This is a genomic window from Fervidicoccus sp. SLHALR4, assembly GCF_058692745.1.
In genome coordinates this window covers 364452-389610 of the sequence record NZ_CP182483.1, presented here as the reverse complement: position 1 = coordinate 389610, position 25159 = coordinate 364452, and the positions used below count along the sequence as shown (strand labels likewise).

Below are 25159 nucleotides of genomic sequence, written 5' to 3'. Positions count from 1 at the left end.
TCTATCATACGGCGCAATTTATAATTTTTAGCGTGAAGCCCTCAGCGGAAAAGGAAAGCTCTCTCCCCTGTATGCAGCATCCCAGAACATGTACTCATATATCGAGCTGAGCCTGAAGGCCTCCTCGGCCTCTTTCCACACGCTCTCGTCCGCTGCGCGGAGGACCTCATCAGCTATATTGAGAACCCTCTCAACTATCTTCACGTACTCCCCCGTGGAATAGGTCTCGATCCACTTCCTGTAAATCGCGTTTGGGGAGCCCCTCCTCTCCAGGAACTTCCCCACCTCCAGGTATATCCAGTAGCAGGGCAGCACAGCAGATACTCCAACCGGAAAATCTCTGAGCAGCGCGGAGGAGAGCAGGTGGTTGACGTAGGCAACGTTTACGGGATTTGGCGGAGTCTTTTCCACATCCTCCCTGCTCATTCCCCACTGGCTGAAGAAAAGCTCGTGGAGGCTCTTCTCCACATCGTATACCCCTTTCGCATCCTCGATGAAGGCCTTCTGCCACTCTTCACGGGGGGACCTAGCCGAGAGGGCAGAGAGGGCCTTGGCAAACCCCCTGAGGTAGATAGTGTCCTGGACTACATACCTCTTGAAGGCGTTCTCATCCAGCGATCCGTCGGTCAGCCCCTTCAGGAATGGATGGTTGAGAATTGCCTCATATACATCGGTTATCTTGCTCCAGAGCTTCTGCACAGGCCTCTCCTGCATGGGGAGCACCCTATGATAAAAATCCGATGCTCGAGGAGATAAGCATTGCTGCTTACCTTAAAAACTCTGATGCTTGAAGCTATTTTCTCGGTGGAGATCGATCCGTGAAGAGCAGCTGGAAATATGCGGCATTCTATGTATTCTTCAGCATACCGCTGAACTTCGCAGCTAAGGATCTTCTCTCGGCCTCGGGTCCTCTTTTCCTCACATTCGCTCGATCGGCTTTTGTAGCAGCTCTCCTTATAATCATGCTAAAGAGGATCCCCAGGGTCGATTCTTTCCAAATAGCGATGTCTCTCCTGATCTATGCGAGCACAGTCCTGTGGCTGATGAGCCTCGAGTTGCTTTCTCCTGGAGACTCCATAGTGCTGGGATATTCAATGCCGTTCATCGCCATCATCCTCGGAAGGCTCCTCTACGGAGAGAGGGGCAGGCTCTGGATAGCCCTGCTGTCGCTGTCTGGCTTTGCCCTCTATTCGGTTCCCCTCTCCACGGGATCCAGCCTATCCGGCGTCCTCCTTTCCTTCAGCAATGCCTTCCTCTGGGCCCTCTATAGCGTTCTCTATAAGAGAAAGCCAGAAGCTGATCCTGTGGAATTCAATGCGGGGATATTCCTCGCAATGAGCGCTGTATCGCTCCCCTTCGCACTCCTGGAGAAGCCTCCAGCTCCCGCCCCCTTCCAGCCAATGCATGTCCTCGAACTCGTCTGGCTCGCTACCGCTGGAGGAGCCTTCCAGTTCATATCCTGGAACAGGCTCATTGTGGAGGAAGGAATAGAGAGAGCAACAATGATCAGCTATCTTGTTCCCATAGGGGTTCTCGCAATTCAGTCGGCATCATATGGAAAAGCCCCTGAAGCGGTTCAGATCCTCGGCCTCAGCATAGCGCTTCTCGGAGTATTCTTCCCATCAATTGCAGGAAAGCTCCCGCATCACCGCTTTAATAAGTAGGGAAGGGTTCCCAAGAGAGCATCAGGGGAGGTTCACCCGATCATCGGTTCCTCACTCAAAACAGCCTCATCATCTGCTCCTCTTCCAGGAGCTCTCTCACCTTTTTCTCTACATCCTCCTTCTTAACAGGGAGCTGGAGGCCAGACTTCCTCACCCTGAGAACTACGTTGCCCGCCTCTTCCTCCTTCCCGCCAACAATGAATATGAAGGGCGTCCACTTCATCCCCCACTCTCTCAGCTTTTCTCCGAGCTTTCTGGGAGAGTCGTCCACATACACTCTTGTCAGCCCTGCTCCCCTTATTTCCTCTGCCACATCCCGAACATAGCTGGCAGAGGCGTCCCCCACCTTCAGGACTGCAGCCTGATAGGGGGAGTACCATATCGGCAGAACAGGAGGAGAAGGCCTTCCCATATCGAGCGCGATCAGCCTATCAGCTATCATCGATATCACGAAGCTGCTCACCAGAATGAACTTCCTCCCACCTTTCTCAAAGGAGAGCGGAATCTTCTCAGCCTCGTGCTCAGCGCAGATGCTGTCCCCGCATGAAGATAAGCGCATCACTTCGAAGAACTCAGCCGAAGGAGGGTTGAGAGCAGGGAGCACTGCATCGTAGAGCTTCTCCCCTCCAGGCTTGAATGTCAAAGCGATCAGTCCACCATCGCCGCAAGAAGTTGCGAAGTCTTCGGGATCCTCCCTCAAGCAGAAGATTCTCTGAAGGTTGAAGCTCTGGAAGAGGATGGAGCGCCACGGCTCCTCGATCGAGAATCCTCTCTCCTCAACTCTCAGCCCGAACCTCGGAAGGTATTCTCTGAACAGCCTCTCGTGCAGCTTCTTTGAGAGCTTCGCTGAAAGAGAGGGCTCCCTCCCTCCGAAGCTCCTGGAGAGCTCCGCCATTGGGTGGCCAAAGGAATCGAGGAAGAACTCCTTGTACCACCCGAAGGAGGCTCTCAGAACCCTCATCCCGCAGCTCGAGGCCTCGCTCTCCACCTTATCGAGCAGCTCTTTCGATCTCTCTGGAGATTCGAGGGAGCTGGAGAGGTGGGCGTATGGATAAATGACAATTGCCGAGGCCCCAACCCTCTTAGCATGGTCGCAGATCTCTCTTCCAGCCTCTTCAGCCTCCCTCTCCCCATCCCCCCTCTCCACAGTTATGAAGGCAACGAGGGCATTTTCGGCCTCCCCGCTCTCTCCTCGGATCTCCTCAGCGCTTTCCACTGCCTTTTCCCTGATCCTGTAGCCGAACCTCTTCGCGTGTATTTGCAGCGTCCTCAAGCCTTCCTCCCTACATCGACAGGAAGCTTTTCTTTTCCCCTTGATGTTGCTGGGGCTGAATAGCGGGTATGGGAGGAGGAACCTGGAGCTCCCTCGAAATTATTATGAGGGAAGACATGACCTGGGGAAATATCATCGAGGAAACGATGGCTACCCTCTCCTCCTGCTTTTTCTTCTCGAAGAGCTCCGCCTTTTCCTCGATGCCCTGCGTCTGAATCCTCGCCTTGCCCCCCAAGCTTATTGATACGGCCATGGGATCGGAGCTCAGGCTGACTTTGAACTCATATATCCCAATCCCAGCCGCCGCATCTTCGCTTATCTTTGTTACAGTGATCTGGGTGTTGTACCTGAACATTGGGGGGAGAGCTTCGGAATACCTCTCTCCGCTTATCCTGTCGATTAGTATCTGCACCACCGGCAACTCCACCCACCTCTATCCCAAGACCAGAGAAGCCACCTGAAGGGCCCTGCTCCTCGCATCTTCTGCATTCCTTCCGGCTACATTTATTATTATTCCCGTTCTGGCATCCCTGAACTTGAACCGCTTGACCCCATTTATCTCGTATTCTTCAACTAGCTCCAAAGCGTAGCTCTCGCGGCTCATGGTCAACACCTTCATCACGAGCATCAGTGATCGAGGACTTAATCATCGCCCTCTAGGTCCTGCTAATTAATTGATAATACAGCAAGTATAATAGTTTGCGGCGGAGCAGGTTTCCCCAGAAGAAGCTTTTCCTGTGGGGGAAAAGAGCAGTAGCTGTGGGATCTCGAAGTGCAACGGCTCCCATCAGTTCTCGAGGTAGTGGAGAGGATCATCGAAGCAATAATGCTGAGAAGGCCTCCCTGAGCCTTTCATACGAGGTGGACAGCGACTCCGATATCACCCTCGTATCCCCAACAACGCTCATGAAGTTCGCGTCCCCCACCCACCTCGGAACAACATGCATGTGGAGGTGCCCCTCTACTCCTGCTCCAGCAGCCCTCCCCAGATTCATCCCAACGTTGACTCCATCTGGTCTGTATGAAGCCTTCAGCGCTGCGAGAGAAAGAGAGAGCACGTCCATCATCTCCTTCCTTTCTTCTTCATCAAGCTCCTCTGGAGTGGAAACGTGGCGGTAGGGTACTATCATGATGTGGCCCGCGGTGTAGGGGTATCTGTTCAGGACCACGAAGACCCTCCTTCCTCTGTACACTATCAGGTTCTCTCTGTCGCTCTTTCCGTTCTTCAGCATATCGCAGAAGATGCACCCTTTTCTCTCCTCCGAGGAGATCGAGCTCAAGTAGCTGGATCTCCAGGGAGCCCACAGGACTTTCAACTTTCCGAGCACCCTATTTACTCTTCGGCATCCTTTATTCCGTTCTCGGTTATCGCGAAGACTGCCTCCCCCTCCGGAAGGTGCGGCGCATCAACGACCCTTGCTATCCTCTTGTTCCCCCTGCTCTTCCTAAGCTGAACCCTCACTCCGGGCGCGTGATAGAGCACGTGCCCTCCGACAGCCTGTGTTGGGTCGCCGTAGAAGACGTCCGGCCTCGCCATGACCTGGTTTGTTATCACAACCGCTATGTTGAATATCTCAGCTATCCTCATGAGCTGGTGGAGGTGCCTGTTCAGCTTCTGCTGCCTCGAAGCGAGATTCTCCCTGCCTGGGTACTCCGCCCTGAAGTGCCCTGTAACAGAATCGACGACCACCAGTTTTATGTTCCTCTCCGGTATCATCTCGGAGACCTCCTCCACAACCGCCATCTGGTGGTCGCTGTTCACCGCCCTTATGTAGAAGATGTTCTCCATCACCTCGTCTGGGTTCAGCCCAAGGTTTCTGGCCATGGCCTCTATTCTCTCCCACCTGAAGGTTCCTTCGCTGTCTATGTAGACAGCCCTTCCGCTCAATCCTCCCCTCTCCGGAGGCAGCTGGACGTTGACGGAGAGCTGGTGGCTGAGCTGAGTGTTGTGGAGGATGAGGCCAGAAGATGATATGAAGTAGTGCGTCCTAGGAACTACCACATCATACACGAAGCCGTCGTACTTCTCAATCCTCGCCCTCTCAATCCTGAGGACCTCAGCAGACGGCCTCTCTCCTGGCCTGTAGCTCTCCAGCTTCAGCGTCATGTCGCCTTCTCTGACCATGAAGGCCCTCCGCCAAACCAGCCTTCCCCCCTCTACGATCAGGAATGGGTGGTTGAGCGTCACTCCCAGTTCGCTCCCGTCAGAAAGCCTCATCCTCACTATCTTCTTGACTTTCTCCCTGTAGACAGTTGGAGCTTCAGCCGGAACAACTGATCCTCCAAGGATCGTTGGGACGAGGGCCTCTCTCAGCTCAGCGGCAGTCCCGGTCCCGAGAGGCTTCCCCCCTCTCTCGCTCTCGGCCTCCTCATACAGATCAGAGACGGAAACGCTCTTCGCGAGCCCCCCCGGCCCGATAACAGGGAGCTCAGTCTCCGGAGTGAAGCACTTTCCCGTCCCGAACTCGCCGAAGAACTCTGTTATAGTCCTGGTCTCAACCCCGCCTCCCAGGAGATCGTCGAGCGCCTTGCTCCCAGTTGTTATCTTGCCGACGGTCTGCCTCTCCTTCTTTAACTCAAGCGCAGTCTTGAACTTTATATCGAGCGCATCCCTTGCGGCCTTTATAGCCTTCTGTGCTGTGACGAGAGGTATTCCGACGGCAGCGCTTATTTCCTGAGGAGTTGCTACGGCAATTGCTTCGAGGGAAGCGTAGCCTGCCTCGACAAGCTTAGCCGCTGTAGCAGGGCCTATTCCCGGAAGATCAGTCAGGCTCTTGATCTTTTTCTCTTCTTCCGAGGACTCCTCTTCCTTCTGAGCTTTTGGTGCCAATTTTCCCAACCTTTTCTTGAGGAAGTATCCACCTTCCAGTATAAATAAGTAGTTATCCGAAAATATTACTTTTCCTTTCCACGTTCAAACCAAGATTACTCAGAGGGAGGAGCTGACATCATGCATCGAAAAATGAAATAAGGAAAATTAGAGGCCTCAAAAGGCTAGAGAGACCTGGGGGAGCTCAAGAACCGTCTTCTTCTTCCTATCTTTTATCTTCTCTATAGATCTCAGGAAGTCCTCCATCCTCACCCGGTCTCTCCCCTCTCTAATGGCGAAGTAGCCTGCCTCAACGCATGTCGCCTTTATTTCTGCTCCAACGAACCCCTCAGTGAGCTCGGCCAGCTTATCAATATCTACATCTCTATCCGTGCTCATCTTCCTGACGTGAACGGCGAATATTTCTGCCCTCCCCTTCTTGTCTGGAAGCGGCACTTCTATTATCCTGTCGAACCTTCCCGGCCTGAGGATTGCGGGATCGAGTATATCTATCCTGTTCGTCGCTCCGATTATCTTGACGTTCCCGAGGGGGTCGAAGCCGTCCATCTCCGCGAGGAGCTGCATCATGGTCCTCTGCACTTCTCTCTCCCCGCTGGTTCCAAGATCGACCCTCCTCGCAGCAATAGCGTCAAGCTCATCTATGAATATGATGGAGGGAGCCTTCCTCTTCGCGAGCTCGAAGACCTCCCTCACTATCCTAGCGCCCTCTCCTATGAACTTCTGCACGAATTCACTTCCCACGACCCTTATGAAAGTGGCCTTCGTCTCGTTGGCCACGGCCTTGGCTAGGAGGGTCTTTCCAGTTCCCGGAGGGCCGAAGAGGAGCACGCCCTTCGGCGGCTCAATGCCCACCTTTCTGAAGAGATCGGGCTTTAGGAGGGGGAGCTCCACCGTTTCCCTTAGCTCCTCGATCTGTTTGGAGAGCCCCCCTATATCTGAGTAAGATACATTCGGCCTCTCTACAACTTCCATAGCCTTCACGTACGGATCCTCCCTGTTGGGGAGAACCTCAACAATGCTGGAACCTCTCTGGTTTATGGCCACGCTGGCGCCTGGATAGAGCTCCTCCCTCTTCACATTGCCTCCGATCGATACGATCAGGTTGGGACCGGAGGAGCTCTTGATGACCGCCCTCCCGTCAGGTAGAATGTCGAGGACTACGCCCTCGATGAGGGGGGGCGACAGGAGCTTCTCCATTTCCTCCTTGTAGTACTTCACTTCCTTCTTGAGGACCAGCTTCTCCTCTTCCAGCTCTTTTATCTTCTTCTCCAGGTACTTGACGTACTCAGCTATGCTGTCTCCCTCTATCCTCGTCAGATCACCATCGCTTTCCATATTAACCCCTGCACAATACTTTATAACAACCACACTAATTTATTCTAATATATCGGTTTAAATGGTATAGGGTGCTTTATTAATATGCCGGAGCAGCTCTACTGTGAGCTTTGCGGAAGCCCAATTGTTGGGAAGGCCTACAAGATAACGATAGAAGGAGTCAGCCTCACCGTCTGCGAGAAGTGCTACAGAAAGCAGAGCGCTAAAGCGCAGGAGAAGTCGGCGAGGGAAGAGAGGGAAGCGAAGCCGGCAGCTCAGCCGAGGCCCAAGAGAACTCAGCCCAAGATCAAGCACGAAGTGGAGTTCGAAGTTGTGGAGGACTATGCTCAGAGAATAAGGGAAGCAAGGGAGAGGAGCGGGATTTCCCTCCTAGCCCTCTCGCAGAAAGTCATGGAGAAGGAAACGGTGCTCAAGAGGGTTGAGCAGGGCAGGCTGAGGCCTTCCATAGATCTCGCAAGGAGGCTGGAGAAGGCTCTCGGCATAAAGCTGCTTGAGCCGGTTGTCGATGAATCCAGAGAAAGCTCAATGAAGATAGAGAGCGAAGACGAGATAACGCTGGGCGACATAGTGAACATACGCAAGAAGGGGTGATTTGTGTTTCTGAGCAGGAGAAGCTCAGTCCTCCTCTTTGAAAGGGGCACCAGCCCCTACATCCTCAAAGAGCTCGAAGTCCTTGCTTCTGTCCTCGGCATATCAGTGCTGGACAGGGTATCGCTGAGGGCCAACGGATCGGGGGTGAGGATAAGCGATTTCAAGCTTGAGGAGCTCGACAGAAAGCTGAGGCAGAGCGGTTCGGACCTCGTCCTCATTCAGCCCGAGTTGCCACCGAGCGAGAAGATAGCGATAATGAAGAGGACAAAGGCGGAGGTGATGGACAGGACGCTGCTCCTGCTCGAGGTCTTCGAGAGCAATGCCGGCTCGAGGGAAGCGATGCTTCAGATAGAGATGGCCAGGTACAGACACGAGATCCCCCTCCTAAGAGAGATCCTGAACAGGAGCAAGCGAGGCGAGCTCCCAGGCTTCCTCTCAGGAGGAACCTATGCCATAGACAGGTACTACAAGCAGGTCAGGAGGTCTATGGCAAGGGCCAGGAAAGAGCTCGAGGAGATCAGGAGGAGGAGAGCTATTCTGAGGGAGAGGAGGAAGAAGATGGGGCTCCCGTCTGTAGCGATAGTGGGATACGCAAATGCGGGAAAGACGACGCTCTTCAATGCGATGACCGGGAGCAATAAATTGGCGGGCCCTGTGCCGTTCACCACGCTGTCCCCCAAGACAGCGAGGCACACGTCTCTCCCCCTCCTCCTGGTCGATACTGTGGGATTCGTGCTGAACGTTCCCCCGGAAATCCTTGAGGCATTCTACGGGACTCTAGAGGAGATCAAGGAAGCCGAAGCCCTCATATTCGTCCTGGACATAAGCGAAGAGGAGGAGGTCCTGGAGGAGCAGATGAGGCAGGCAGCCGAGACGTTCAGGAACCTGGACTCCGCCTACAAACCAACTGTTATTGCGGCGAACAAGATTGATGCCGTCGGGAGCGCTGAGATCGGAAGAAAGCTGGAGCTCGTGAATTCGATGGGGTCCGAGCTCTTTCCCGAATTCCGGGGAGCTCATCCTGTGAGCGCCCTGAGGAGAACAGGAACGGAGGAGGTGGAGCGAGCAGCATGGCTCGCCTTGAGCCAGAGACAGGCGTTCTCAGAATAGGCCACAGGCCAGAAAGGGATAAGAGGGTGACTACTCATGTCGCTCTCGTTTCCAGGGCCTTCGGAGCTTCATACTTCTTCCTCTCTGATACCTGCGATTTAGGAGTGGCGAGGAGCCTCCTCCAAGTGGAGGGGAGCTGGGGGAGGGGGATCAAGCACTTCTCCTGCGGTCTTCCATACAGAAAGTACATCGGCGACTGGAAGGAGCTCGGCGGGAAGGTCGTCCACCTGACAATGTACGGAGTCCCCCTGGATGAAGGCCTGGAGGAGGTCAGGAAGTACAGGAAGCCTGTGCTCATAGCAGTTGGAGCGGAGAAGGTCCCCCGCGACGTATACGAACTTGCTGACTTGAACATCTCGGTAGGAAGCCAGCCCCACAGCGAAGTCGCGGCCCTCGCGGTATTCCTCGATAGATTATATAATGGAGAAGAGCTATATCTTGCATACGAGGATGCCAAGATTTCAATTGAGCCCTCCAGGAGAGGGAAGAAGCTGAGAGTTCTGGGTGAAGGCGGAAGATGAGCTCTAATTCGGGAGATGTCTCAGGAGGAGAGGAGCCGGAGGACAGCTTGGAGGAGTTCATATACAGGCTGGCCCCGAAGGGATCCATAACGCTCTTCAGGCTGCTCAAGAATGAGGGCCGAGAGATGACCGAGGATGAAATAGCTGAGAAGCTCGGCATAAACAAGAACGCCGTGAGGAAGGTTCTCTACAAGCTCCACGACCTCAACATTCTGGTTTACAGGAGGATGAAGGAGGAGAGCACCAACTGGAACACATACTACTGGAAGATAAACTGGGAGGGGCTCTCCGCAGCTCTGCTCTCGAGGAAGAGGGAGGTGCTTGAGAAGCTCAAGCTGAGGCTGTCCTATGAGAAGAGCAACAGAGTCATCTACCGCTGCCAGAAGTGCGGGAGGGAGTACAGCTTCGATGACGCTCTGGCCAACGACTTCACGTGCCCCATATGCGGGGTACCCCTCGAGTATGTGGACAGATCGAAGGAGATAGCTCTGCTGGAGGAGTATGTCAGGAAGCTCGAAGAGGAGCTGGCAGATGAGTCGAAGAAGGTACAGGGTGGTTGATCTCTTCAGCGGAGGAGGGGGCTTCTCCAGGGGGTTCAAGGAAAGAGGCTTCGAGATCGCTCTTGGGATAGATAATCTGAAGGCCGCGGCCAGAACATACAAAGCCAACTTCCCTAGTGCAATAGTTCTGGCGGAAGACATCAAGGAGGTTACTGGAAGACTTATTGAGGAGCTCGTGGGGAAGGCGGACGTCCTCATAGGGAGCCCACCCTGCGAGCCCTTCACAGCGGCGAACAAGAACAGGAAGAGAGATCCCCTGGACAGGCTTTATTCAGATCCCCAGGGAGTCCTGACGCTGAACTACTTCAGAATCCTGGCCGAGCTGAAGCCGAAGGTCTGGGTCATGGAGAACGTTCCAGCGATAACGGAGGGGGAGCTCAGGAGCGCCCTGGAGAGGGAGGCGGAGAGGGCTGGCTACAGCAGGGTTTACTTCAATGTTCTGAAGGCGGAGGACTACTGCACGCCGAGCAGAAGGACCAGGCTTTTTCTGTCGAACATCCAGCTCTCCCCTGAGAAGTGCGGGAAGAAGATCAAGGTCATTGAAGCTATAGGGGACCTCCCCCCGCCCAACTTCGAGCACCCTCCCAACCACGAGCCCGCAACCCTGAGCGCAAGGAAGCAGAGGAGGATGAGGAAGCTCGGAAAGGGAGAGGCCATGATATACTACGAGGGTTACGGAGGGAAAGCTCTGCCGAACCTCATAAGGCTAGACCCCGAGGACATCGCCCCCACCGTTCTCGGAAGCAGCAGGTTCATCCACCCCTTCGAGGACAGGCTCCTCACCGTCAGGGAGCAGGCAAGGCTCATGGGCTACCCGGATGACCACATCTTCCTCGGGGGGAGGGACGAGCAGTACAACATGGTCGGGGAGAGCGTTCCAGTAACTTTATCTACTGCTATCGCTCAAGAAGTCCTCGAATATCTCGAGAGGGAGCATGAGAAATGAAGCTCTCTGTCGGCCTCCACGATATAAGCAGCACATCCAGGCTCTCCGACTTCCTCCGGACGCTCTTCGCTTTTGACCTGGAAGTCGAGCTCGTGGTCTTCTCGAGGGTAACAGGCGCGGCAGCTCAGTACGGCATACCGGAGGCAAGCAAGCAGCTCTTCAAGAGGGGGATAAGCTTTCTCGTCCTCCAGGACATCGGAGAGTACAGGGAGATATTCCGGGACTACGGCATACTGCAGTACTCAGCTGCGCGGGGGAGGCCCATCTCCAGCTTAGAAGACCTAGAGATCCGCCCGGAAAGCGGGAGGATTCTCCTCCTCTTCTCGGGAAGCGATACAGGGTTCACATCGGGGGAGATCATTGAGGGTGCAGAAGCTGTGAGATCGGCTTCAGCTCCTAGAGAGCTTCCTCCAGAGTCCGCCCTAAGCTTGCTGCTGCATATTCTAGCAGAAAAAGCGGAGCAGACAAAAAAAGTATGAAATAAAAAATGTTTTGTTTTTTGTTTTGAGGTTTGCTATTAAGCTTCTTTGAAGGCCTTGGCCAGCGGTATGTACAGTATGAAGTTCAGCACAACTCCCAGGTACCAGCTGAGATTGGTCGGCCATGGTATTGGACCTGTCCACGATATCTGCCCGATCGCCCAGCTGAACAGGTATACTATCAGGATGGTCAGCACGTAGGAGAGGATGGCTGCATATGAATATCCATTGTGGTACCAGTACCCCTCAGGCCCCTTAGTGTACAGCTTCTGCAGGTCGTAGTTCCTCTTCTTCAGCACGTAGTAGTCGGCGACCATTATTCCTCCCATCGGTCCCAGTATTATCCCGTAGTTCGATGAGAAGGCCGTGACGTAGTTTACGATCCCCGGTCCACTTGATACTGCCCACCACGGAGCGAGGAAGAATCCAATTATTCCACTTCCTATGGCAGCCCACTTTAACGGCATCTTGAGCGTCGAGGTCAGTATGTTCATGGCTGCCGGTATGTTTGCTGTTATGTCTGTGCTGAACGGCGCAGCGAAGGCGAATATCTCACCGAGTATCATCGCAACAACGCCTGGAGCTCCGTACAGTATGATTTCCTGCGGGGTGACCCTTCCAGTGTAGACTCCCAGGTAGTACCCAAGGAGGGAGCCGATTATCTGCCCTACGACTATTCCAACAAGGGGTCCCACTATCAAACCAGTTACTCCTCTCTTGTCAGAATAGAGCCCTCTGGAGAGGTCGCTTATGTTGAGCGCTATAGGTGCCCACCAGTTTGTCTGGACAGCCAGGTATATTGCGAACGGCATCGAGAAGTAGGATACCCCCGATGGGATCTGCCCAACTGGCGTCTTGCCGCTGAGGTAGTAGAGCAGCCAGATGAAGTACAAGACTACGAGGGGGCCTGCGATGTCCACGAACCTAGCTATAGCTTTGAGGCCCTTCCACATCACATAGGTTGCCAGGGCCACATACGGCAGAACGATTATCCCAACGTACTTGAAGGAGCCGGCAGAGACGAGGTCTGGATTCCTCCCTCCGTAGCCAATAGCATAGAGGAGGATCATTATTATTGCCAGGCTTCCGTTGTAAGCCTCGATCCCGTACCATCCGAAGCCGACGATTCCTCTCAGCACTACCGCTATTTCAGCACCCTTGAATCCCCACGATGGCCTTAGCTGGACAGGATAAGGAATGCCGTACTTAACACCAACTATTCCGTTTAGCCAGAGCACTATGACTGCGGCGAAGTTCCCCAGAAAGGCTCCGACGGCCACCTGGACAGGTGTGAGTCCTAAGCTCAGCCCTATCGTTCCGAGGAAGAACATCGGAATGCAGACGTTCAGCGCGAACATCATCCATGAGAAAGTCACCGTTCCATACATCCTCTTTTCTGGAGGTATGGGCAGAAGCACCGGGTTTTCCTTATATCCCTTTGGTTCCACGTTTCCACTCATGCGGAATTACCACCCAATTTGTAAGTACTAATATGATAAATCTCACATTAATATTTAAATATTATGTCAAAAAAATTTCAAACATTAATAACGGGTTCTTGTCATAAGAAGAAACCAGCAGATCTTTCCAGTTCTCCTCCTCCTGCCGCGTCCGTCAGTATAGGTAATATCTTTTTATAGATGCACGCTGCAATATTATTAAGGTGGGAAATTTGGTGGAATTGAATAAAGATGTCGCGCTTAAGATGTACAAAGACATGGTCAAGATCAGATACTTCGAGGACACGATAAGGAAGTACTACTACGAGGGGAAGCAGCCCATCTTCAACATAGCTGCCGGCCCGATCCCGGGAGAAATGCACCTCGCAACTGGTCAGGAGCCGGCTGCGGTCGGCATGGCCGTCCACCTCAAAAAAGAGGACTTCATAGCTGCGACCCACAGGCCGCACCACATAGCAATAGCTAAGGGAGTTGACCTCAAGAGGATGGCTGCCGAAATCTTTGGCAAAGCCACTGGTCTCGGAAAGGGGAAGGGAGGGCACATGCACCTCTTCGATGTGAACGCCGCCTTCGGGTGCAGCGGGATAGTTGGAGCATCTTTTCCGCAGGCTGTCGGAGCAGGACTCGCATTCAAGAAGCTCGGGAAGGACAACGTAGCAGTAGCGTATGGAGGAGATGGAGCGGCTAATCAGGGAACCTTCCATGAGGCCCTCAACCTAGCGGCCCTCTGGAACCTCCCTGTCATATTCGTCATAGAGGATAACAAGTGGGCTATAAGCGTTGCGAAGTCCAAGTCAACAGCCGTCTCCAGGAATGCTGACAGGGCTGTTGCCTACGGGATACCCGGAGTATTCATACCGGACAACGACCTCTTCGCCATGTTCGAGGCATCCAAGGAAGCGGTCGAGAGGGCCAGGGCGGGGAAGGGGCCAACTCTCATAGAAATCGAGACCTACAGGCTCTACGGCCACTTCGAGGGCGACCCCGAAGTCTACAGGCCAAAGGATGAAGTTGAGAAGCTCAGAGCAAACGACCCTATCCTCAGGACAAAGAGCGAGCTCATAAGGAGGGGGTGGATGACAGAAGAGCAGAGCAGGAAGCTCGAGGAGGAAGCCAAGAGGGAGGTCGACGATGCTATAAAGTTCGCGGTCGAGAGCCCCTATCCCAGGCCGGAGGAGGCCCTCGAGGACGTCTTCAGCCCATCTCCGGTGCCTCCTGAGCCAGAGAGCAAAGGGACGAGGAGGCTCCCGATGTACTTGGCGATAAGCGAGGCAATTGCCCAGGAAATGGAGAGGGATCCCAGGATCATCGTGATGGGCGAGGATGTGGGGATATACGGAGGGATCTTCGGGGCCACCTACGGCCTTTACAGCAAATTCGGGCCCGAGAGGGTCATAGACACCCCAATTTCCGAGGCTGGATTCTTCGGAGCAGCGCTGGGGGCTGCCATGAGCGGCCTCAGGCCGATAGTAGAGCTCATGTTCGTAGACTTCTTCGGCGTTGCCTTCGACCAGATGTACAACCACATAGCCAAGAACCACTACATGAGCGGGGGCAGCGTCAAGGTTCCCGTGGTGATGCAGACGGCAATAGGCGGAGGCTACAACGATGCTGCTCAGCACTCCCAGGTCCTCTACTCCATATTTGCCCACGTTCCCGGCATAAAGGTCCTCGTTCCATCCAACTCCTTCGATGCGAAGGGGCTCATGATCAGCGCCATAAGGGATGAGAACCCAATCATGTACATGTTCCACAAGGGCCTCATGGGCCTTCCCTGGATGCCGTACCCGCAGTCCGCCGTCTCGGTTGTTCCCGAAGAGCCCTACCAGGTTCCGATAGGCAAGGCCAAGGTCGTCAGGAGGGGGAGGCACGTCACCATAGTAGGAGCAGCGCTCACAGTTCACAGGGCTGTGGAGGCAGCAGAGAAGCTTGCATCCGAGGGAATCGAAGCCGAAGTGATCGATTTGAGGACTCTGAAGCCTCTCGACAGGAAGACTATTGTTGACAGCGTGAAGGAGACGGGCCACCTTGTAGTCGTTGATGAAGATTACATGAGCTACGGAGCTACAGGAGAAATAGCGGCAGTTGCCGCGGAGGAAGCTCTCCCCTACCTAAAGTCTTACAGCAGGATAGCTGTTCCAGACGTTCCGATACCGTACAGCAGGCCCCTCGAGCAGTTCGTCCTTCCATCTGTCGACAAGATAGTTGCTGCGGTGAAGAAAAACCTCGGAAAGTGAAATCCATACATCGTTTTTTTGAACTTGTTTTCTGAAAAAACAAATATGGAGTGGTTAAAATGATAGTTCAGGTTCCAAGCAAGTGGGAAGTTTCCAAGTACGGGAGCGGTGTGGTGGCGGAGTGGTACAAGAGGGAGGGAGAGCCCGTAAAGAAGGGGGAGATAATCTGCCTCATAATGGTCTCCAAGATAAGGGTTGAGGTCGAGTCTCCCGTCGACGGCAAAATAAAGAGGATAATAGCGCAGAAGGAGACCGAAGTGAAGCCTGGAGATCCGCTGGTGGAGATAGAGTGAGCAGGGAGAAGGGAGGAGATTTTCACCCTGATGATCCCGTCGGCCTCATAATAAATCCCGTCGCGGGAACCGATCTCAGGAGGCTGACCTCGACGGCAGCTTTCATGGACAACAACATGAAGGTCAGGCTGGCAAGAAGCGTGATAGGCGGAATGGCTGGGATGGGGATAAAGAGCTTCGCTGTTATGCCCGACTACCTCGGAATATACAGGGCTCTCATTGATTCTCTGTCTTCCAGCGGAATAAGCATATTCCCGCTCAGTATGGAGGCTGAGGGAAGAGCGGAGGACACGAAGGAGGCTGTGAGAGAGCTGAAGCGGCTGGGCTCCCCCCTCGTTGTCTCCTTCGGAGGGGACGGGACGGTCAGGCTCATAGCAGAGGAGTCGGGAAGCATTCCTATCCTCCCCATATCTACGGGAACCAACAACACCATCCCCTACTTCACAGAGGGGACGGCTGCAGGGCTAGCTGCAGGGTACTTCCTGAGGGGGCTGGTCGATGAGGAAACGGCTCTCGTGAGGCTGAAGAAGCTCGTCGTTGAGATCAATGGAAGGGAGGAGGGTATAGGGCTCGTTGAAGTTGCGATGACCGACTACCCCTTCAAGGGCGCAGCAATGATAGACGTCTCGAGGGTGAGAGATGCGGTTGTGAGCATAGCTGAGCCGGGCGGCATAGGGATATCTTCCGTCGCCGGTATGATAGAGAGGCTAGGCTTTTCATCGAAGTCGGCGCTCAGGATAAAGTTCGGGAGCTCCAGGAAGGTGAGGGCCGTCGTATTTCCAGGAGTTGTAAAAGAGGTAGGCATCGAGAGCTACGAGCTCATCCCCGCAGGCTCCAGGGTTGAGCTGGAGAGAGGTCAGTTCGTTGAGGCGGATGGAGAGAGGCTCTTCCACGCATCGGAGGAAGACAGGGCGAGCGTCCTCGTCTCAGAAGATGGTCCCTTTTTGGTGGACGTCCCCTCCATTCTGAGCGCGGTCTCCTCCAGGAAGCTCTCCTTCCTCTGAAAGCATCAATGTTTATTTTAATGTGTTTTGGAATACTCTTTCTTGAAGCGCGGGGAAAGCTTTCATGCAGAGGAGAGCACCTGTAGTCATAAAGATCAGCGGGAGCTTCATTCAGCCCGACAGGCCTGAGATGGTGAAGAGCTATGCTGAGCTGCTGAGGGAGATATGGGAGAGCGGGTACAGGCCGATGGTCGTTGTGGGGGGTGGCAGGATAGCGAGGCTCTACATAGAGAGCGCCAGGAGCCTCGGGGCCAGCGAGTCCATGCTCGACCTTCTGGGCATAGATGTAACGAGGCTGAACGCCCACCTCCTCATCACCTCCCTCTCGGACCTCGCCCTCCCATATCCCCCGAGGAACATCGATGAGATACTGAACGCCAAGCAGGATCCACTGGAGCGCATAATGGTGGCGGGAGGTCTCCAGCCGGGCCAATCCACCAATGCCGTCTCAGCGGTCGTGGCAGAGCTGGTCGGAGCGAAGAGGATAATCAACGCTACTAAGGTGGATGGAGTCTACGACAGGGATCCCAACCTGGACAGGAGCGCGAAGCTGCTGAAGAAGATCACGACGCTGCAGATGAGGGAGATCCTCGAGAAGCAGAGCGCCCTCGCGGGGAAGTACGAGCTGCTCGATCCGCCCAGCCTCACCATAATAGAGAGGAGCAAGATAGTCGTGCATGTAGTTAACGGAGAGATTCCTCAGAACGTGATGAAGGCTCTGAAGGGAGAGGATATAGGATCGACGATACTCCCCATCTGAGAGAGGTCTACGCAATGGATGGAAGAGGGGGAAAGCTGAGGATCGGCATCATAACCAGCAGGAGGGCTCACCCCATCATAGAGGAAATAGCGCAGAAAATAGAGAGGAGCGAGCCGGTTGAGTTCAGGATATTCCCGCTGGACATCGCCGTCATCTCCTTCGCGAGCGCAGATGTCGTGAAGAACATCATCATGAGGAGGCAGGATTTGATCTCCAGGCTCAGGGAGTGCGATATGGTCCTGATCCCTGGGAACCTGGAGGGGGATGCGAGGAGAGTACAGGAAGTCCTGGGGATCCCCGTATACAAGGCAGGCTCCCAGCCCTCATCCCTCCCGAGGGTTGTGAAGCTCCTCCTCGAGAAGGGGGAGCTCTCCCCAACGGAGCCGGCTGATGAGCTCCTGAAGCTGAGGGAGGAGGAGCTCCTCAGGTCAACCCTAACTGAAGCATACAGAGACTTCGATGAGGCCTTCGAGATTGGAGGCCTGAAGATACCCTCGAGACCTCCTCCCATACTGATTGCAGCGGAAACCCCGGTTACCCTTCCGCCGGAGGAGCTGGAGGAGCACGCAGAGCGCCTCGAGAGGAGCGGAGCAGACATAGTCATCGCGGGCATACCGTGGGGTGAAGGCGTTGAGGAAAGCAGGAGGAGGATAGCTGCTGTGGAGAGAGGGCTGAACAAAGCTGTCCTGGGGGTCGACTCCGCGGATCCCAAGATCCTTCTGGAAGGGGCATCGATGGGGGCAGAGCTCCTTCTCTCCCTCAGTCTAAGGAGCATCGATGCCCTGAGGGAGGCGAGGAATAAAGCATTCGTCGTCATACCAGGAGATCCTGCTGAAGGCCTTGTCCCGAGGAGCGGAGAGGAAGCCGCATCCATGCTCCAGAGGTCGATCTCTCTCGCGAGGGATAAAGGGTTCACCAAGCTCATCGGGGATCCCATACTCAGCCCTCCCGGCCTCGGGTTCGCCGAATCGGTCTCTGCGTTTAAGCTCTCCTCCCAGCTCCTCCCAGAGATCCCGCTCTTCGCCGGCCTTTCCAACGTCATGGAGCTCTTCGATGCTGATTCCCACGGACTCCTGGCTCTCCTTGTCCAGCTGCTCGGCGAGATTGGGGTGAGCATCATGCTCACCTCCGAGGAGTCCTGGAAGGCCAGGAGATCGACCCTCGAGGCCAGGGGGGCTTCTCTGCTCACCTCATACTCTCTCAAGGCCAGGGCGCCCCCCCACAATGCGGGGATAGATCTGCTGTTTCTGAAGGAAAAGCATCCTCCCACGAGCTTCGCTCTTCCGGAAGGGTCCTCCGTTGAGGATGTTGATGAGGAGCCGTCCCCGGAAATCCAAAGGGAAGTATACTTCACGATCGGGGTTGACCAGGAAAGGAGATCGATCATCGCCTGTGCCCATGCTGGGGGTAAAGTCATGTGCTTCAGGGGTACCTCGGCCAGGTCCCTGTACAAGAGGATCTTGAGGAAGGTAGACGGCATCTCTCAGGGGCACGCCGCCTACCTGGGATATGAGCTCTCCAGAGCCGAAGCCTCCCTCCTCCTGGAGAAGAGCTACATTCAGGACGAGGATCAATGCAAAAAGCTAATTGACAAGAAAAATAATATCGTGAAGCTGTATGAAGAGCTCAGGAGGATGATAAGAGTTGACTGAGCTGAAGGACTTCAGACTCGCTTATGGTGAAACAATCCTCTACTTCGGGCCAAACTCCACCGAGAGGATCAGAGACCACATCAGGGGAATGAAGAGGGCCCTCGCAGTGACCGGGAAGAGATCGGCGAGGGAGAGCGGCGCCCTCTCAGACATAGAGAAGATCCTGGGCGAACTCGGCATCGAGATGAGGATCTACGATCGTGTCCACTCCAACCCAACGGTGGAGATCGTCGAAGAAATTGTCGGGGAGCTGAGGGATTACAAAGCGGACTTCATAATAGCCATTGGAGGGGGGAGCGTAATAGACTCAGCCAAGCTAGCCTCTGCCTCCTATGCTGAGAACAGGAGGCCTGAGGACTACCTGAAGGGCAACCACAGGGCCTCGAAGCACCTCTACCTCGTTGCATTCAACCTGACCCACGGAACTGGCACAGAGATAGACAGGTATGCGGTAGCTACGATAACCAGGACTAAGGAAAAGCTCGGCACATCCGTTGCATACCCCAACGTTTCGGTCGACAACCGTTCATCCTAACCGTGCCTTCATATATCAAACTGTAGTACCATGCATCTGACACGGTTAGGTTCATCACGGCTCTTTATTCCCCGTCTCCCCACCTGCGGGAGCCGTGCTCCCATCAGCGAAGAGCGGTTCATTCCTAGTCCCCCTCACTCAGATCATCGAGTTCATCCCTATTCTACTAGATATTATTTACAGATATATTTATAAATTTTTCTGTAGTAATTTAGTTTGTAGGTAAGTGTTATGCCTGAGGAGTACGTGTTTCATGCCAAAATTTCTAAGACTAGCCATGGTCTTCTCTGCATCTATATCCCAAAGGAGCTCAGCGAGAAGATGGGGCATCTTCATCGAAGAGAGGCGATAGTGCGTGTCACAATATCAGACAAATAGCGACATAGTTGATGCATCGACACTCGTAAAATATGTTACTGTAGTTGGTAGATTGGTTCCCGTATCGCCCGATGACTATATAGGGCTTGTTAGGTTAGCATATGATTTTAAAAAAGCAACACTCTACGCTACACGAATGATAACAACCGGCATGAATACTAACGCTATACTCAAAGAACTCAGGAGTATGCTAAACAAAGCCTATGGAGATTCAGCATATAAGACAGCCAAAACACTATTTGATGGATGCAGACATAATGGAGGCAACCCAAAACAAATCAAAGTTAGGAAGTTATTTATTATAAGTGAAGGAGAGGCGTCAAGACTTGGGAATAGGAACATTAGGCTTGAATCAATCGACACTATCAAGGTCAAGTATCCATATGATGGTTCATGGCTTTTATTCAATGCCTTTTTTGGAGAGAAATACTTACCGATTATTAGAGAGCTTATAGAACTGGCAAAGCAGAAAAGGATAAGCTATGGTGCAAGAATTTCGCTTAGAAGTGGGAAAATATATCTTTTTTTATCGATACCGACAGAGTTTTATCTAAAGCATTTTGGTAAAGGTAAAGCTGAAGGGAAACTTATCGCTGGTTTCGACCTGAATAGTGACAGAATTAACATGGTGATAATCGATAGGTATGGCAGGATAAGACATGTAAAGACTGAGCGGATCCCTGAGGTGACATCGCACGGCTATCCGAGGGGTAAAGCTAAAGCTAGAAGACTTGAAGCTTTGGCGAAATTACTTAAATATGCTTACTACCACAATGTTGGTACCGTAATTTTCGAGAACTTGCTGGTCATAAAGAAAAGGAAATACACTAGGAGTAAAAAAGCTAACCGAAAGATAACGAGATTCGCCAAGAGGGAACTACTACAATATGGAATTGTCATGGCTATGAAGTACGGCTTCAAAGTACTGCTCGTCAACCCAAAAGGGACGACAAAGTCCGAGAAGCATGATAAAGTTATGGAGAGATGCGGATTAGATAGGCATGCAGCATCAGCGTATCTCATAGCCTTAGGAGGCATGGAAAGACGTGAAACATATCAGAAAGCCATAATCTAATGTTTCAGCTCAGGTACCTCCTGACCCTTTCTAGGAACCAGATGCTCTTCACCTCCCTGGATGCTCTATACCACGCACTCGAATCGAGCGTCTCTCCCGCCTCGAACGTTATGGTTAGGGATCTCTCCAGAGCTGCAGTGGCGAAGATAAGGGAATACCTGAGGAGGGCCGTGGACAGCCCGAGGGACTTGGAGGCCAGGTACATGCTGCTGTATGCCAGCATGGCAGCGGGGATCGCCATAGACATGGCTGGAACGAGCATAATCCACGGCCTCGAGCACGGGCTCAGCGGCGTCGTTCCTCAGCTCGAGCACGGCGCTGGTCTCGCAATAATAGGACCAGAGCTCATGAAGATGCTATACAGGGCCAAGCCGAGGGAGGCCTGGGAGGTGATGAGCCTTCTGGATCCATCCCTCCAGCCGAGGGCCGAAGACGCTGAAAGGGCTGGAGAGTCTCTGAGGAAGTTCCAGGAATCTGCAGGATTCAGCCTGAGGCTCTCCGATTATGGCTTCAGCGAAGCTGAGCTGAGGGAAGCAGTGAGCGTTGCGTGGCCCCTCTTCGAGAGCAGGGTAACTCCGGAGATCCCTCCCCTGAGCAGGGAGGATGTCTTCTCCATCCTCAGGAGGCTGCTCTGAAATTTAACATTTTTTGATGAAATAATTTTTATAATCATAGGCTCCAACTATTAACTGCAGGTGCATTTTCCTTGCAGGAGGAGAAATTTCTTTACATAAGGAAGGCCGTTCCGAGGAGGGATATAGACAAGGTAACCGGCGAAGCGGAGTACATAGCAGACCTCGAGATTCCAGGAGCGCTGTGGATGAAGCTGGTCGGCAGCCCCCACCCGCATGCCAGGATCCTCTCCATAGACACCAGCGAGGCCGTGAGATCTCCCGGTGTAGTCGCTGTCCTCACTGGAAGGGACTTCCCCTTCAAAATCGGCCACCACATCAGAGACAGAGATGTACTAGCTCGGGAGAGGGCCCTCTACCTAGGCCATCCAGTTGCTGCAGTGCTAGCCGAGAGCCTGGAGGCGGCGGAGAGGGCGGCTGAGCTTGTGAAGGTCAGCTACGAGCCCCTCCCCCACGTTCTCGACCCGCTGGATGCAATGAAGCCAGATTCCCCGATACTCCACCCGAACCTCCACGAGTACGAGCACGTCCCCTTCCTCTACCCAGTACCGGAGACGAACATAGCGCACAAGTTCAAGCTGAGAAAGGGATCTCTGGAGGAGGGGGAGAGGGAGGCGGACGTCGTCATCGAGAGAGAGTACAGGCTTCCAATGCTCCACCACTCCTACCTCGAGCCCTGGGGAGCAGCCGCAAGGGTGAGGAGCGACGGCACAATAGAGATATGGACCTCATCTCAGGGGCCATTCGCTGTTAGGACGCAGCTAGCTCATTCCCTCCACGTCCCCGAGTCCAAGATAGTCGTCCACTACTTATATGTCGGCGGAGGCTTCGGAGCGAAGAGCGATCTCTTCCTTGAATACCTCCCCGCCCTCGCATCTCAGAAGGTGAATGGGAGGCCGGTCAAGCTCATACTCAACAGGGAGGAGAGCTTCTACTACGGCTTCCACAGGGGAGAGTACATACTGAGGCTGAGGACTGGGGCGAGGAGGAGGGATGGGAAAATCGTCTTCCACAAAGGTGAATACATCTACGGAACGGGCCATGCTGCTGATCTCGGTGCTCTCCTCGGCAACACAGTTGGATGGCTCGCCACAGGGCCTTACGACATTCCAAACGTCTGGATAGATGCATACACGGTCTACACCAACAAACCCACAACCACAGCCTTCAGGAACTACACCCACACGGAGCTCTGGTTTGCCTTCGAGCAGCAGATGGACATCCTCGCGGAGCAGCTAGGCATCGATCCCGTTGAGTTCAGGCTGAGGAACCTGATAAAGCCCGGCATCTCGACCCTCCCAAGCGGCCAGCCGACCTCAGAGGACTGGGGCGATCCCGAAGCTGTCCTCAGGAGGGCGGCGGAGCTCATCGAGTGGGACAAGGAGCCGGAGCAGCCAAAGGAGCCGTGGAAGAGGAGGGCCAAGGCAGTGGTGATGGCTCCCAAGGGGCCGTCGATGCCTCCCAACATAACGGCGGCTGCGGTGGTCAAGATGAACGAGGACGGGAGCGTCGATCTGCTCACTGGGGTGGCGGAGCTGGGCCAGGGAACGATGAACTCGCTGGTAATGATGGTCGCTGAGGAGTTGCAGATACCCCTCGAGAAGGTGAGGGTCTACGGAATCCAGAGAGATACTTCCAACACCCCGTACGATTGGGAGACATGCGCGAGCAGAGCCACTTTCGCTGTAGGGCAGGCAGTCCTCAAAGCTGTCGATGATCTGAAGCAGCAGATAAAGCAGCTCGCCTCCCAGGTACTCCGCGTCGACGCCTCCTCCATAGAGCTCAGGGACGGGAAGGCTGTGGTCAAGGGAGAGCCGTGGAAGTCGGTGAAGCTGGAGGAGCTGGCAATGGGCTACACCTTCCCCGATGGGCACGCTGTGCACGGGCAACTGATAGGTAGGGGCAGCTGGGTTCCGAGGAGGACGACGGGACTGGATGAGGAGGGCAGGGGGCATCCCCTCGAGTTCGTGACCTACAGCGCTCAGGCTGTCGAGATAGAAGTTGACCTCCTAAGCGGGAGGATAGATGTCCTGAGGGCAGTTGCTGTAGCGGATACTCCGTACATCAACAAGGTGCTGGCGCTCGGCCAGGCATATGGGGGAATCCTCATGGGCATAAACATGGCCCTCAGGGAGGAGATAAAGTTCGGGGACGACGGGAAGATACTGAACCCGGGGTTCACAGACTACAAGGTGGCGAGGGCGGGAGACATTCCCAAGAATATTTCTGTGGAGTTCCTCGCAACTAGGCTGCTCCACGATGCCCCCTACGGAGCAAAGGGCATTGGAGAGGTGTTCCTGGGAGGCTGGCCGGCTGCCATAGCCAACGCCCTCTACAGGGCAGCGGGGGTCAGGATCACGAGAGCTCCCCTTAGCCCCGAGAGGGTGATCGAGGAGCTCAGGAAGCAGAGGCCTGAGCTCTTGAAGGAGCTCATACAGAAGCTTTGAGGTGAGCCGAAATGAGAGCAGAGAGTCCAGTGCTGTTCAGAACGTCCCTGCCCGAGCTAGGAGGATACGTCAGGCCCAGGGACCTCCGCGAGGCCCTGAGCATTCTGGAAGAGCTAGGCGATAGGGCAAAGATATATGCAGGGGGAACAGACCTCCTGATAGATGCGAGGCTCAAAGATCTTCGTGGTAAAGTAATCGTAGACATCAAGGGGATAGAGGAGCTGAGGGGGATAAGGGAGGACGAGAGAGGCGTAGTCATAGGGGCAGCAACCACCATCGAGGAGATAAGGGAGAGCAGCATCATAGCATCGAGGCTCCCCCTCTTGAAGCAGGCAGTTTCCAGGTTCGCGGACAGCTTCATCAGAGCAAGGGCTACCATAGGGGGGAACATCTGCAATGCCTCTCCGGCTGCTGACACCCCTCTAGCCCTCCTGATCTACGGGGCCGAGGTCGAAGCTGCAAGCGTGAAGGGTGAGAGGAGGATCCCCATCAGCAGCTTCTTCACAGGGGTCAAGAGAACAGCCCTTCAGCCGGGAGAGCTCGTCAGAGCTTTGAGGATCCCTGTGCCCCAGGGAAGGCAGAGGGTTAAGTACATCAGGTTCGACAGGAGCGCCGAAGACCTCATGATAGTCGGCATAGCTGGAGCAGTTTTCGAGGGACCATCTCCAGAGGAGATCGAGCTCTCGCTGAGCTACGGAGCAGTCGCCCCAACCCCCCTCCTCTTCAGAGGGCTTCAGGACGCCTACCACAGCAGTGGTGCGGAGGGCGTTCTGCGGGAGGTCATGGGAAAGATATCCCCGATCTCCGACGTGAGGGCCAGCAGGGAGTACAGGTTGCACCTCGTCGATGTTGGGACGAGGCTCCTGCTGAGGGAGCTCTTCGGAGGTGATTGAAATGATCTCGCAAGACGGAGAGGTTAAGATAAGGCTCAAAGTCAACGGGAGGATTAGGGAGCTCAGCGTCAAGCCCAACGAGAGGCTCATAGACACCCTGAGAGAGAGGCTCAATTTGAAGTCTGTGAAGATGGGCTGCCTGACCGGAGAGTGCGGAACCTGCTCCGTCATCTACGACGGCCGCCTCGTGAAGAGCTGCCTCATACTGAGCGCTGAGGCCGACGGCAAGGAGGTTGTAACCGTCGAGGGTATCGCTGGAAGCGAAGAGATGAAGAAGATAACCGAGATATTTGCCAAGCACAACGCCTTCCAGTGCGGCTTCTGCACCCCAGCATATGCCCTCCTCGCATACTGGCTCATGAAGAGGAAGCAGAAGCCCAGCGACGAGGAGCTTGTTGAGCTTTCAAACAGCATACTGTGCCGCTGCACTGGATACGTTCAGATTCTCGACGCCCTTAGAGAAGTTGTTGCTTCCCGCACTTAA

General features: G+C 54.3%; 25 protein-coding genes and 2 pseudogenes. 18 read left to right on the top strand and 9 right to left on the bottom strand.

Annotation, left to right across the window (positions count from 1 at the left end; genetic code table 11):
- Positions 1-27: 27 nt before the first annotated feature.
- The gene (gene tenA, locus ACLGLO_RS02040) at positions 28-714 is read right to left on the bottom strand and encodes a thiaminase II (RefSeq protein WP_492128741.1); all 687 of its coding nucleotides are present in this window, start codon (positions 712-714) and stop codon (positions 28-30) included.
- Positions 715-818: 104 nt separating this feature from the next.
- On the opposite strand from tenA, the gene ACLGLO_RS02035 reads away from it, so the two are divergent.
- Positions 819-1664, top strand: coding sequence for a DMT family transporter (locus ACLGLO_RS02035; protein ID WP_492128740.1), 846 nt, complete (start codon positions 819-821; stop codon positions 1662-1664).
- Positions 1665-1719: 55 nt separating this feature from the next.
- Here the strand turns inward: ACLGLO_RS02035 and ACLGLO_RS02030 are convergent, their stop codons facing one another.
- The 7 genes and pseudogenes from ACLGLO_RS02030 to ACLGLO_RS02000 form a co-directional block, all read right to left on the bottom strand.
- Positions 1720-2937, bottom strand: coding sequence for a threonyl-tRNA synthetase editing domain-containing protein (locus ACLGLO_RS02030; protein ID WP_492128739.1), 1218 nt, complete (start codon positions 2935-2937; stop codon positions 1720-1722).
- Positions 2938-2947: 10 nt separating this feature from the next.
- Positions 2948-3358 (bottom strand): hypothetical protein, encoded by a 411-nt coding sequence (locus ACLGLO_RS02025; protein ID WP_492128738.1) that lies wholly within the window; start codon positions 3356-3358, stop codon positions 2948-2950.
- Positions 3359-3370: 12 nt separating this feature from the next.
- Entirely contained in the window at positions 3371-3541 is a 171-nt protein-coding gene (locus ACLGLO_RS02020; RefSeq protein ID WP_492128737.1) for a hypothetical protein, read from the bottom strand.
- 208 nt (positions 3542-3749) lie between these two features.
- Complete coding sequence (locus ACLGLO_RS02015; RefSeq protein ID WP_492128736.1) at positions 3750-4265, bottom strand: HIT family protein; 516 nt, start codon at positions 4263-4265, stop codon at positions 3750-3752.
- Positions 4266-4270: 5 nt separating this feature from the next.
- Positions 4271-4882: pseudogene (gene radA, locus ACLGLO_RS02010) on the bottom strand (DNA repair and recombination protein RadA); the annotation flags it as partial.
- A gap of 228 nt (positions 4883-5110) precedes the next feature.
- Positions 5111-5767: pseudogene (locus tag ACLGLO_RS02005) on the bottom strand (helix-hairpin-helix domain-containing protein); the annotation flags it as partial.
- A 156-nt stretch (positions 5768-5923) separates the two neighbouring features.
- Positions 5924-7102 carry a proteasome-activating nucleotidase gene (locus ACLGLO_RS02000; protein ID WP_492128735.1) on the bottom strand — a complete coding sequence of 393 codons (1179 nt, stop codon included), beginning with the start codon at positions 7100-7102 and terminating at the stop codon, positions 5924-5926.
- A gap of 84 nt (positions 7103-7186) precedes the next feature.
- Between ACLGLO_RS02000 and ACLGLO_RS01995 the strand changes: the two genes are divergently transcribed.
- From ACLGLO_RS01995 to ACLGLO_RS01970, 6 genes are read left to right on the top strand one after another with little or no spacing between them, the layout of a single operon-like run.
- Positions 7187-7693, top strand: a complete 507-nt coding sequence (locus tag ACLGLO_RS01995; RefSeq protein ID WP_492128734.1) for a multiprotein bridging factor aMBF1 — start codon at positions 7187-7189, stop codon at positions 7691-7693.
- Positions 7694-7696: 3 nt separating this feature from the next.
- Positions 7697-8803, top strand: coding sequence for a GTPase (locus ACLGLO_RS01990; RefSeq protein WP_492128733.1), 1107 nt, complete (start codon positions 7697-7699; stop codon positions 8801-8803).
- A complete protein-coding gene (locus ACLGLO_RS01985) occupies positions 8764-9324 on the top strand; it encodes a tRNA (cytidine(56)-2'-O)-methyltransferase (protein WP_492128732.1) in 561 nt (186 codons plus the stop codon). Before ACLGLO_RS01990 ends, ACLGLO_RS01985 begins: the two co-directional genes overlap by 40 nt.
- Positions 9321-9884, top strand: coding sequence for a transcription factor (locus tag ACLGLO_RS01980; protein ID WP_492128731.1), 564 nt, complete (start codon positions 9321-9323; stop codon positions 9882-9884). Before ACLGLO_RS01985 ends, ACLGLO_RS01980 begins: the two co-directional genes overlap by 4 nt.
- A complete protein-coding gene (locus ACLGLO_RS01975; protein WP_492128730.1) occupies positions 9856-10830 on the top strand; it encodes a DNA cytosine methyltransferase in 975 nt (324 codons plus the stop codon). The genes ACLGLO_RS01980 and ACLGLO_RS01975 overlap by 29 nt, the downstream gene beginning before the upstream one ends.
- Positions 10827-11309 (top strand): RecB-family nuclease, encoded by a 483-nt coding sequence (locus ACLGLO_RS01970; RefSeq protein ID WP_492128729.1) that lies wholly within the window; start codon positions 10827-10829, stop codon positions 11307-11309. Before ACLGLO_RS01975 ends, ACLGLO_RS01970 begins: the two co-directional genes overlap by 4 nt.
- A gap of 38 nt (positions 11310-11347) precedes the next feature.
- On the opposite strand, the gene ACLGLO_RS01965 is transcribed toward ACLGLO_RS01970, so the two are convergent.
- A complete protein-coding gene (locus ACLGLO_RS01965; RefSeq protein WP_492128728.1) occupies positions 11348-12769 on the bottom strand; it encodes a cytosine permease in 1422 nt (473 codons plus the stop codon).
- A 215-nt stretch (positions 12770-12984) separates the two neighbouring features.
- On the opposite strand from ACLGLO_RS01965, the gene ACLGLO_RS01960 reads away from it, so the two are divergent.
- The 11 genes from ACLGLO_RS01960 (at position 12985) to ACLGLO_RS01910 (ending at position 25159) form a co-directional block, all read left to right on the top strand.
- A complete protein-coding gene (locus ACLGLO_RS01960) occupies positions 12985-15006 on the top strand; it encodes an alpha-ketoacid dehydrogenase subunit alpha/beta (protein ID WP_492129112.1) in 2022 nt (673 codons plus the stop codon).
- 59 nt (positions 15007-15065) lie between these two features.
- Complete coding sequence (locus ACLGLO_RS01955; protein ID WP_492128727.1) at positions 15066-15299, top strand: biotin/lipoyl-containing protein; 234 nt, start codon at positions 15066-15068, stop codon at positions 15297-15299.
- On the top strand, positions 15296-16303 hold the full coding sequence (locus ACLGLO_RS01950) for an NAD(+)/NADH kinase (protein ID WP_492128726.1): 1008 nt from the start codon (positions 15296-15298) through the stop codon (positions 16301-16303). Before ACLGLO_RS01955 ends, ACLGLO_RS01950 begins: the two co-directional genes overlap by 4 nt.
- A gap of 64 nt (positions 16304-16367) precedes the next feature.
- Positions 16368-17063: a UMP kinase gene (gene pyrH, locus ACLGLO_RS01945; protein ID WP_492128725.1), complete on the top strand. Its 696-nt coding sequence runs from the start codon at positions 16368-16370 to the stop codon at positions 17061-17063.
- A gap of 14 nt (positions 17064-17077) precedes the next feature.
- A complete protein-coding gene (locus tag ACLGLO_RS01940; protein WP_492128724.1) occupies positions 17078-18715 on the top strand; it encodes a dihydropteroate synthase-like protein in 1638 nt (545 codons plus the stop codon).
- Positions 18708-19250, top strand: a complete 543-nt coding sequence (locus ACLGLO_RS01935; protein WP_492128723.1) for an iron-containing alcohol dehydrogenase — start codon at positions 18708-18710, stop codon at positions 19248-19250. The genes ACLGLO_RS01940 and ACLGLO_RS01935 overlap by 8 nt, the downstream gene beginning before the upstream one ends.
- Positions 19251-19605: 355 nt before the next feature.
- Positions 19606-20703 (top strand): transposase family protein, encoded by a 1098-nt coding sequence (locus ACLGLO_RS01930; protein WP_492128722.1) that lies wholly within the window; start codon positions 19606-19608, stop codon positions 20701-20703.
- Positions 20703-21338 (top strand): dehydroquinate synthase/iron-containing alcohol dehydrogenase family protein, encoded by a 636-nt coding sequence (locus tag ACLGLO_RS01925; protein ID WP_492128721.1) that lies wholly within the window; start codon positions 20703-20705, stop codon positions 21336-21338. The genes ACLGLO_RS01930 and ACLGLO_RS01925 overlap by 1 nt, the downstream gene beginning before the upstream one ends.
- Positions 21339-21409: 71 nt before the next feature.
- Positions 21410-23782, top strand: a complete 2373-nt coding sequence (locus ACLGLO_RS01920) for a xanthine dehydrogenase family protein molybdopterin-binding subunit (RefSeq protein WP_492128720.1) — start codon at positions 21410-21412, stop codon at positions 23780-23782.
- An 11-nt stretch (positions 23783-23793) separates the two neighbouring features.
- Entirely contained in the window at positions 23794-24675 is an 882-nt protein-coding gene (locus tag ACLGLO_RS01915; RefSeq protein ID WP_492128719.1) for an FAD binding domain-containing protein, read from the top strand.
- A gap of 1 nt (position 24676) precedes the next feature.
- Positions 24677-25159, top strand: coding sequence for a (2Fe-2S)-binding protein (locus ACLGLO_RS01910; RefSeq protein WP_492128718.1), 483 nt, complete (start codon positions 24677-24679; stop codon positions 25157-25159).

What these genes read in the sequence shown, in the direction of transcription:
- tenA (WP_492128741.1), bottom strand. Translation starts at nt 714, where the DNA reads ATGCAGGAGAGGCCTGTGCAGAAGCTCTGGAGCAAGATAACCGATGTA.
- ACLGLO_RS02020 (WP_492128737.1), bottom strand. Translation starts at nt 3,541, where the DNA reads ATGAGCCGCGAGAGCTACGCTTTGGAGCTAGTTGAAGAATACGAGATA.
- ACLGLO_RS02000 (WP_492128735.1), bottom strand. Translation starts at nt 7,102, where the DNA reads ATGGAAAGCGATGGTGATCTGACGAGGATAGAGGGAGACAGCATAGCT.
- ACLGLO_RS01995 (WP_492128734.1), top strand. Translation starts at nt 7,187, where the DNA reads ATGCCGGAGCAGCTCTACTGTGAGCTTTGCGGAAGCCCAATTGTTGGG.
- ACLGLO_RS01985 (WP_492128732.1), top strand. Translation starts at nt 8,764, where the DNA reads ATGGCTCGCCTTGAGCCAGAGACAGGCGTTCTCAGAATAGGCCACAGG.
- ACLGLO_RS01980 (WP_492128731.1), top strand. Translation starts at nt 9,321, where the DNA reads ATGAGCTCTAATTCGGGAGATGTCTCAGGAGGAGAGGAGCCGGAGGAC.
- ACLGLO_RS01975 (WP_492128730.1), top strand. Translation starts at nt 9,856, where the DNA reads ATGAGTCGAAGAAGGTACAGGGTGGTTGATCTCTTCAGCGGAGGAGGG.
- ACLGLO_RS01970 (WP_492128729.1), top strand. Translation starts at nt 10,827, where the DNA reads ATGAAGCTCTCTGTCGGCCTCCACGATATAAGCAGCACATCCAGGCTC.
- ACLGLO_RS01965 (WP_492128728.1), bottom strand. Translation starts at nt 12,769, where the DNA reads ATGAGTGGAAACGTGGAACCAAAGGGATATAAGGAAAACCCGGTGCTT.
- ACLGLO_RS01955 (WP_492128727.1), top strand. Translation starts at nt 15,066, where the DNA reads ATGATAGTTCAGGTTCCAAGCAAGTGGGAAGTTTCCAAGTACGGGAGC.
- pyrH (WP_492128725.1), top strand. Translation starts at nt 16,368, where the DNA reads ATGCAGAGGAGAGCACCTGTAGTCATAAAGATCAGCGGGAGCTTCATT.
- ACLGLO_RS01940 (WP_492128724.1), top strand. Translation starts at nt 17,078, where the DNA reads ATGGATGGAAGAGGGGGAAAGCTGAGGATCGGCATCATAACCAGCAGG.
- ACLGLO_RS01925 (WP_492128721.1), top strand. Translation starts at nt 20,703, where the DNA reads ATGTTTCAGCTCAGGTACCTCCTGACCCTTTCTAGGAACCAGATGCTC.
- ACLGLO_RS01915 (WP_492128719.1), top strand. Translation starts at nt 23,794, where the DNA reads ATGAGAGCAGAGAGTCCAGTGCTGTTCAGAACGTCCCTGCCCGAGCTA.
- ACLGLO_RS01910 (WP_492128718.1), top strand. Translation starts at nt 24,677, where the DNA reads ATGATCTCGCAAGACGGAGAGGTTAAGATAAGGCTCAAAGTCAACGGG.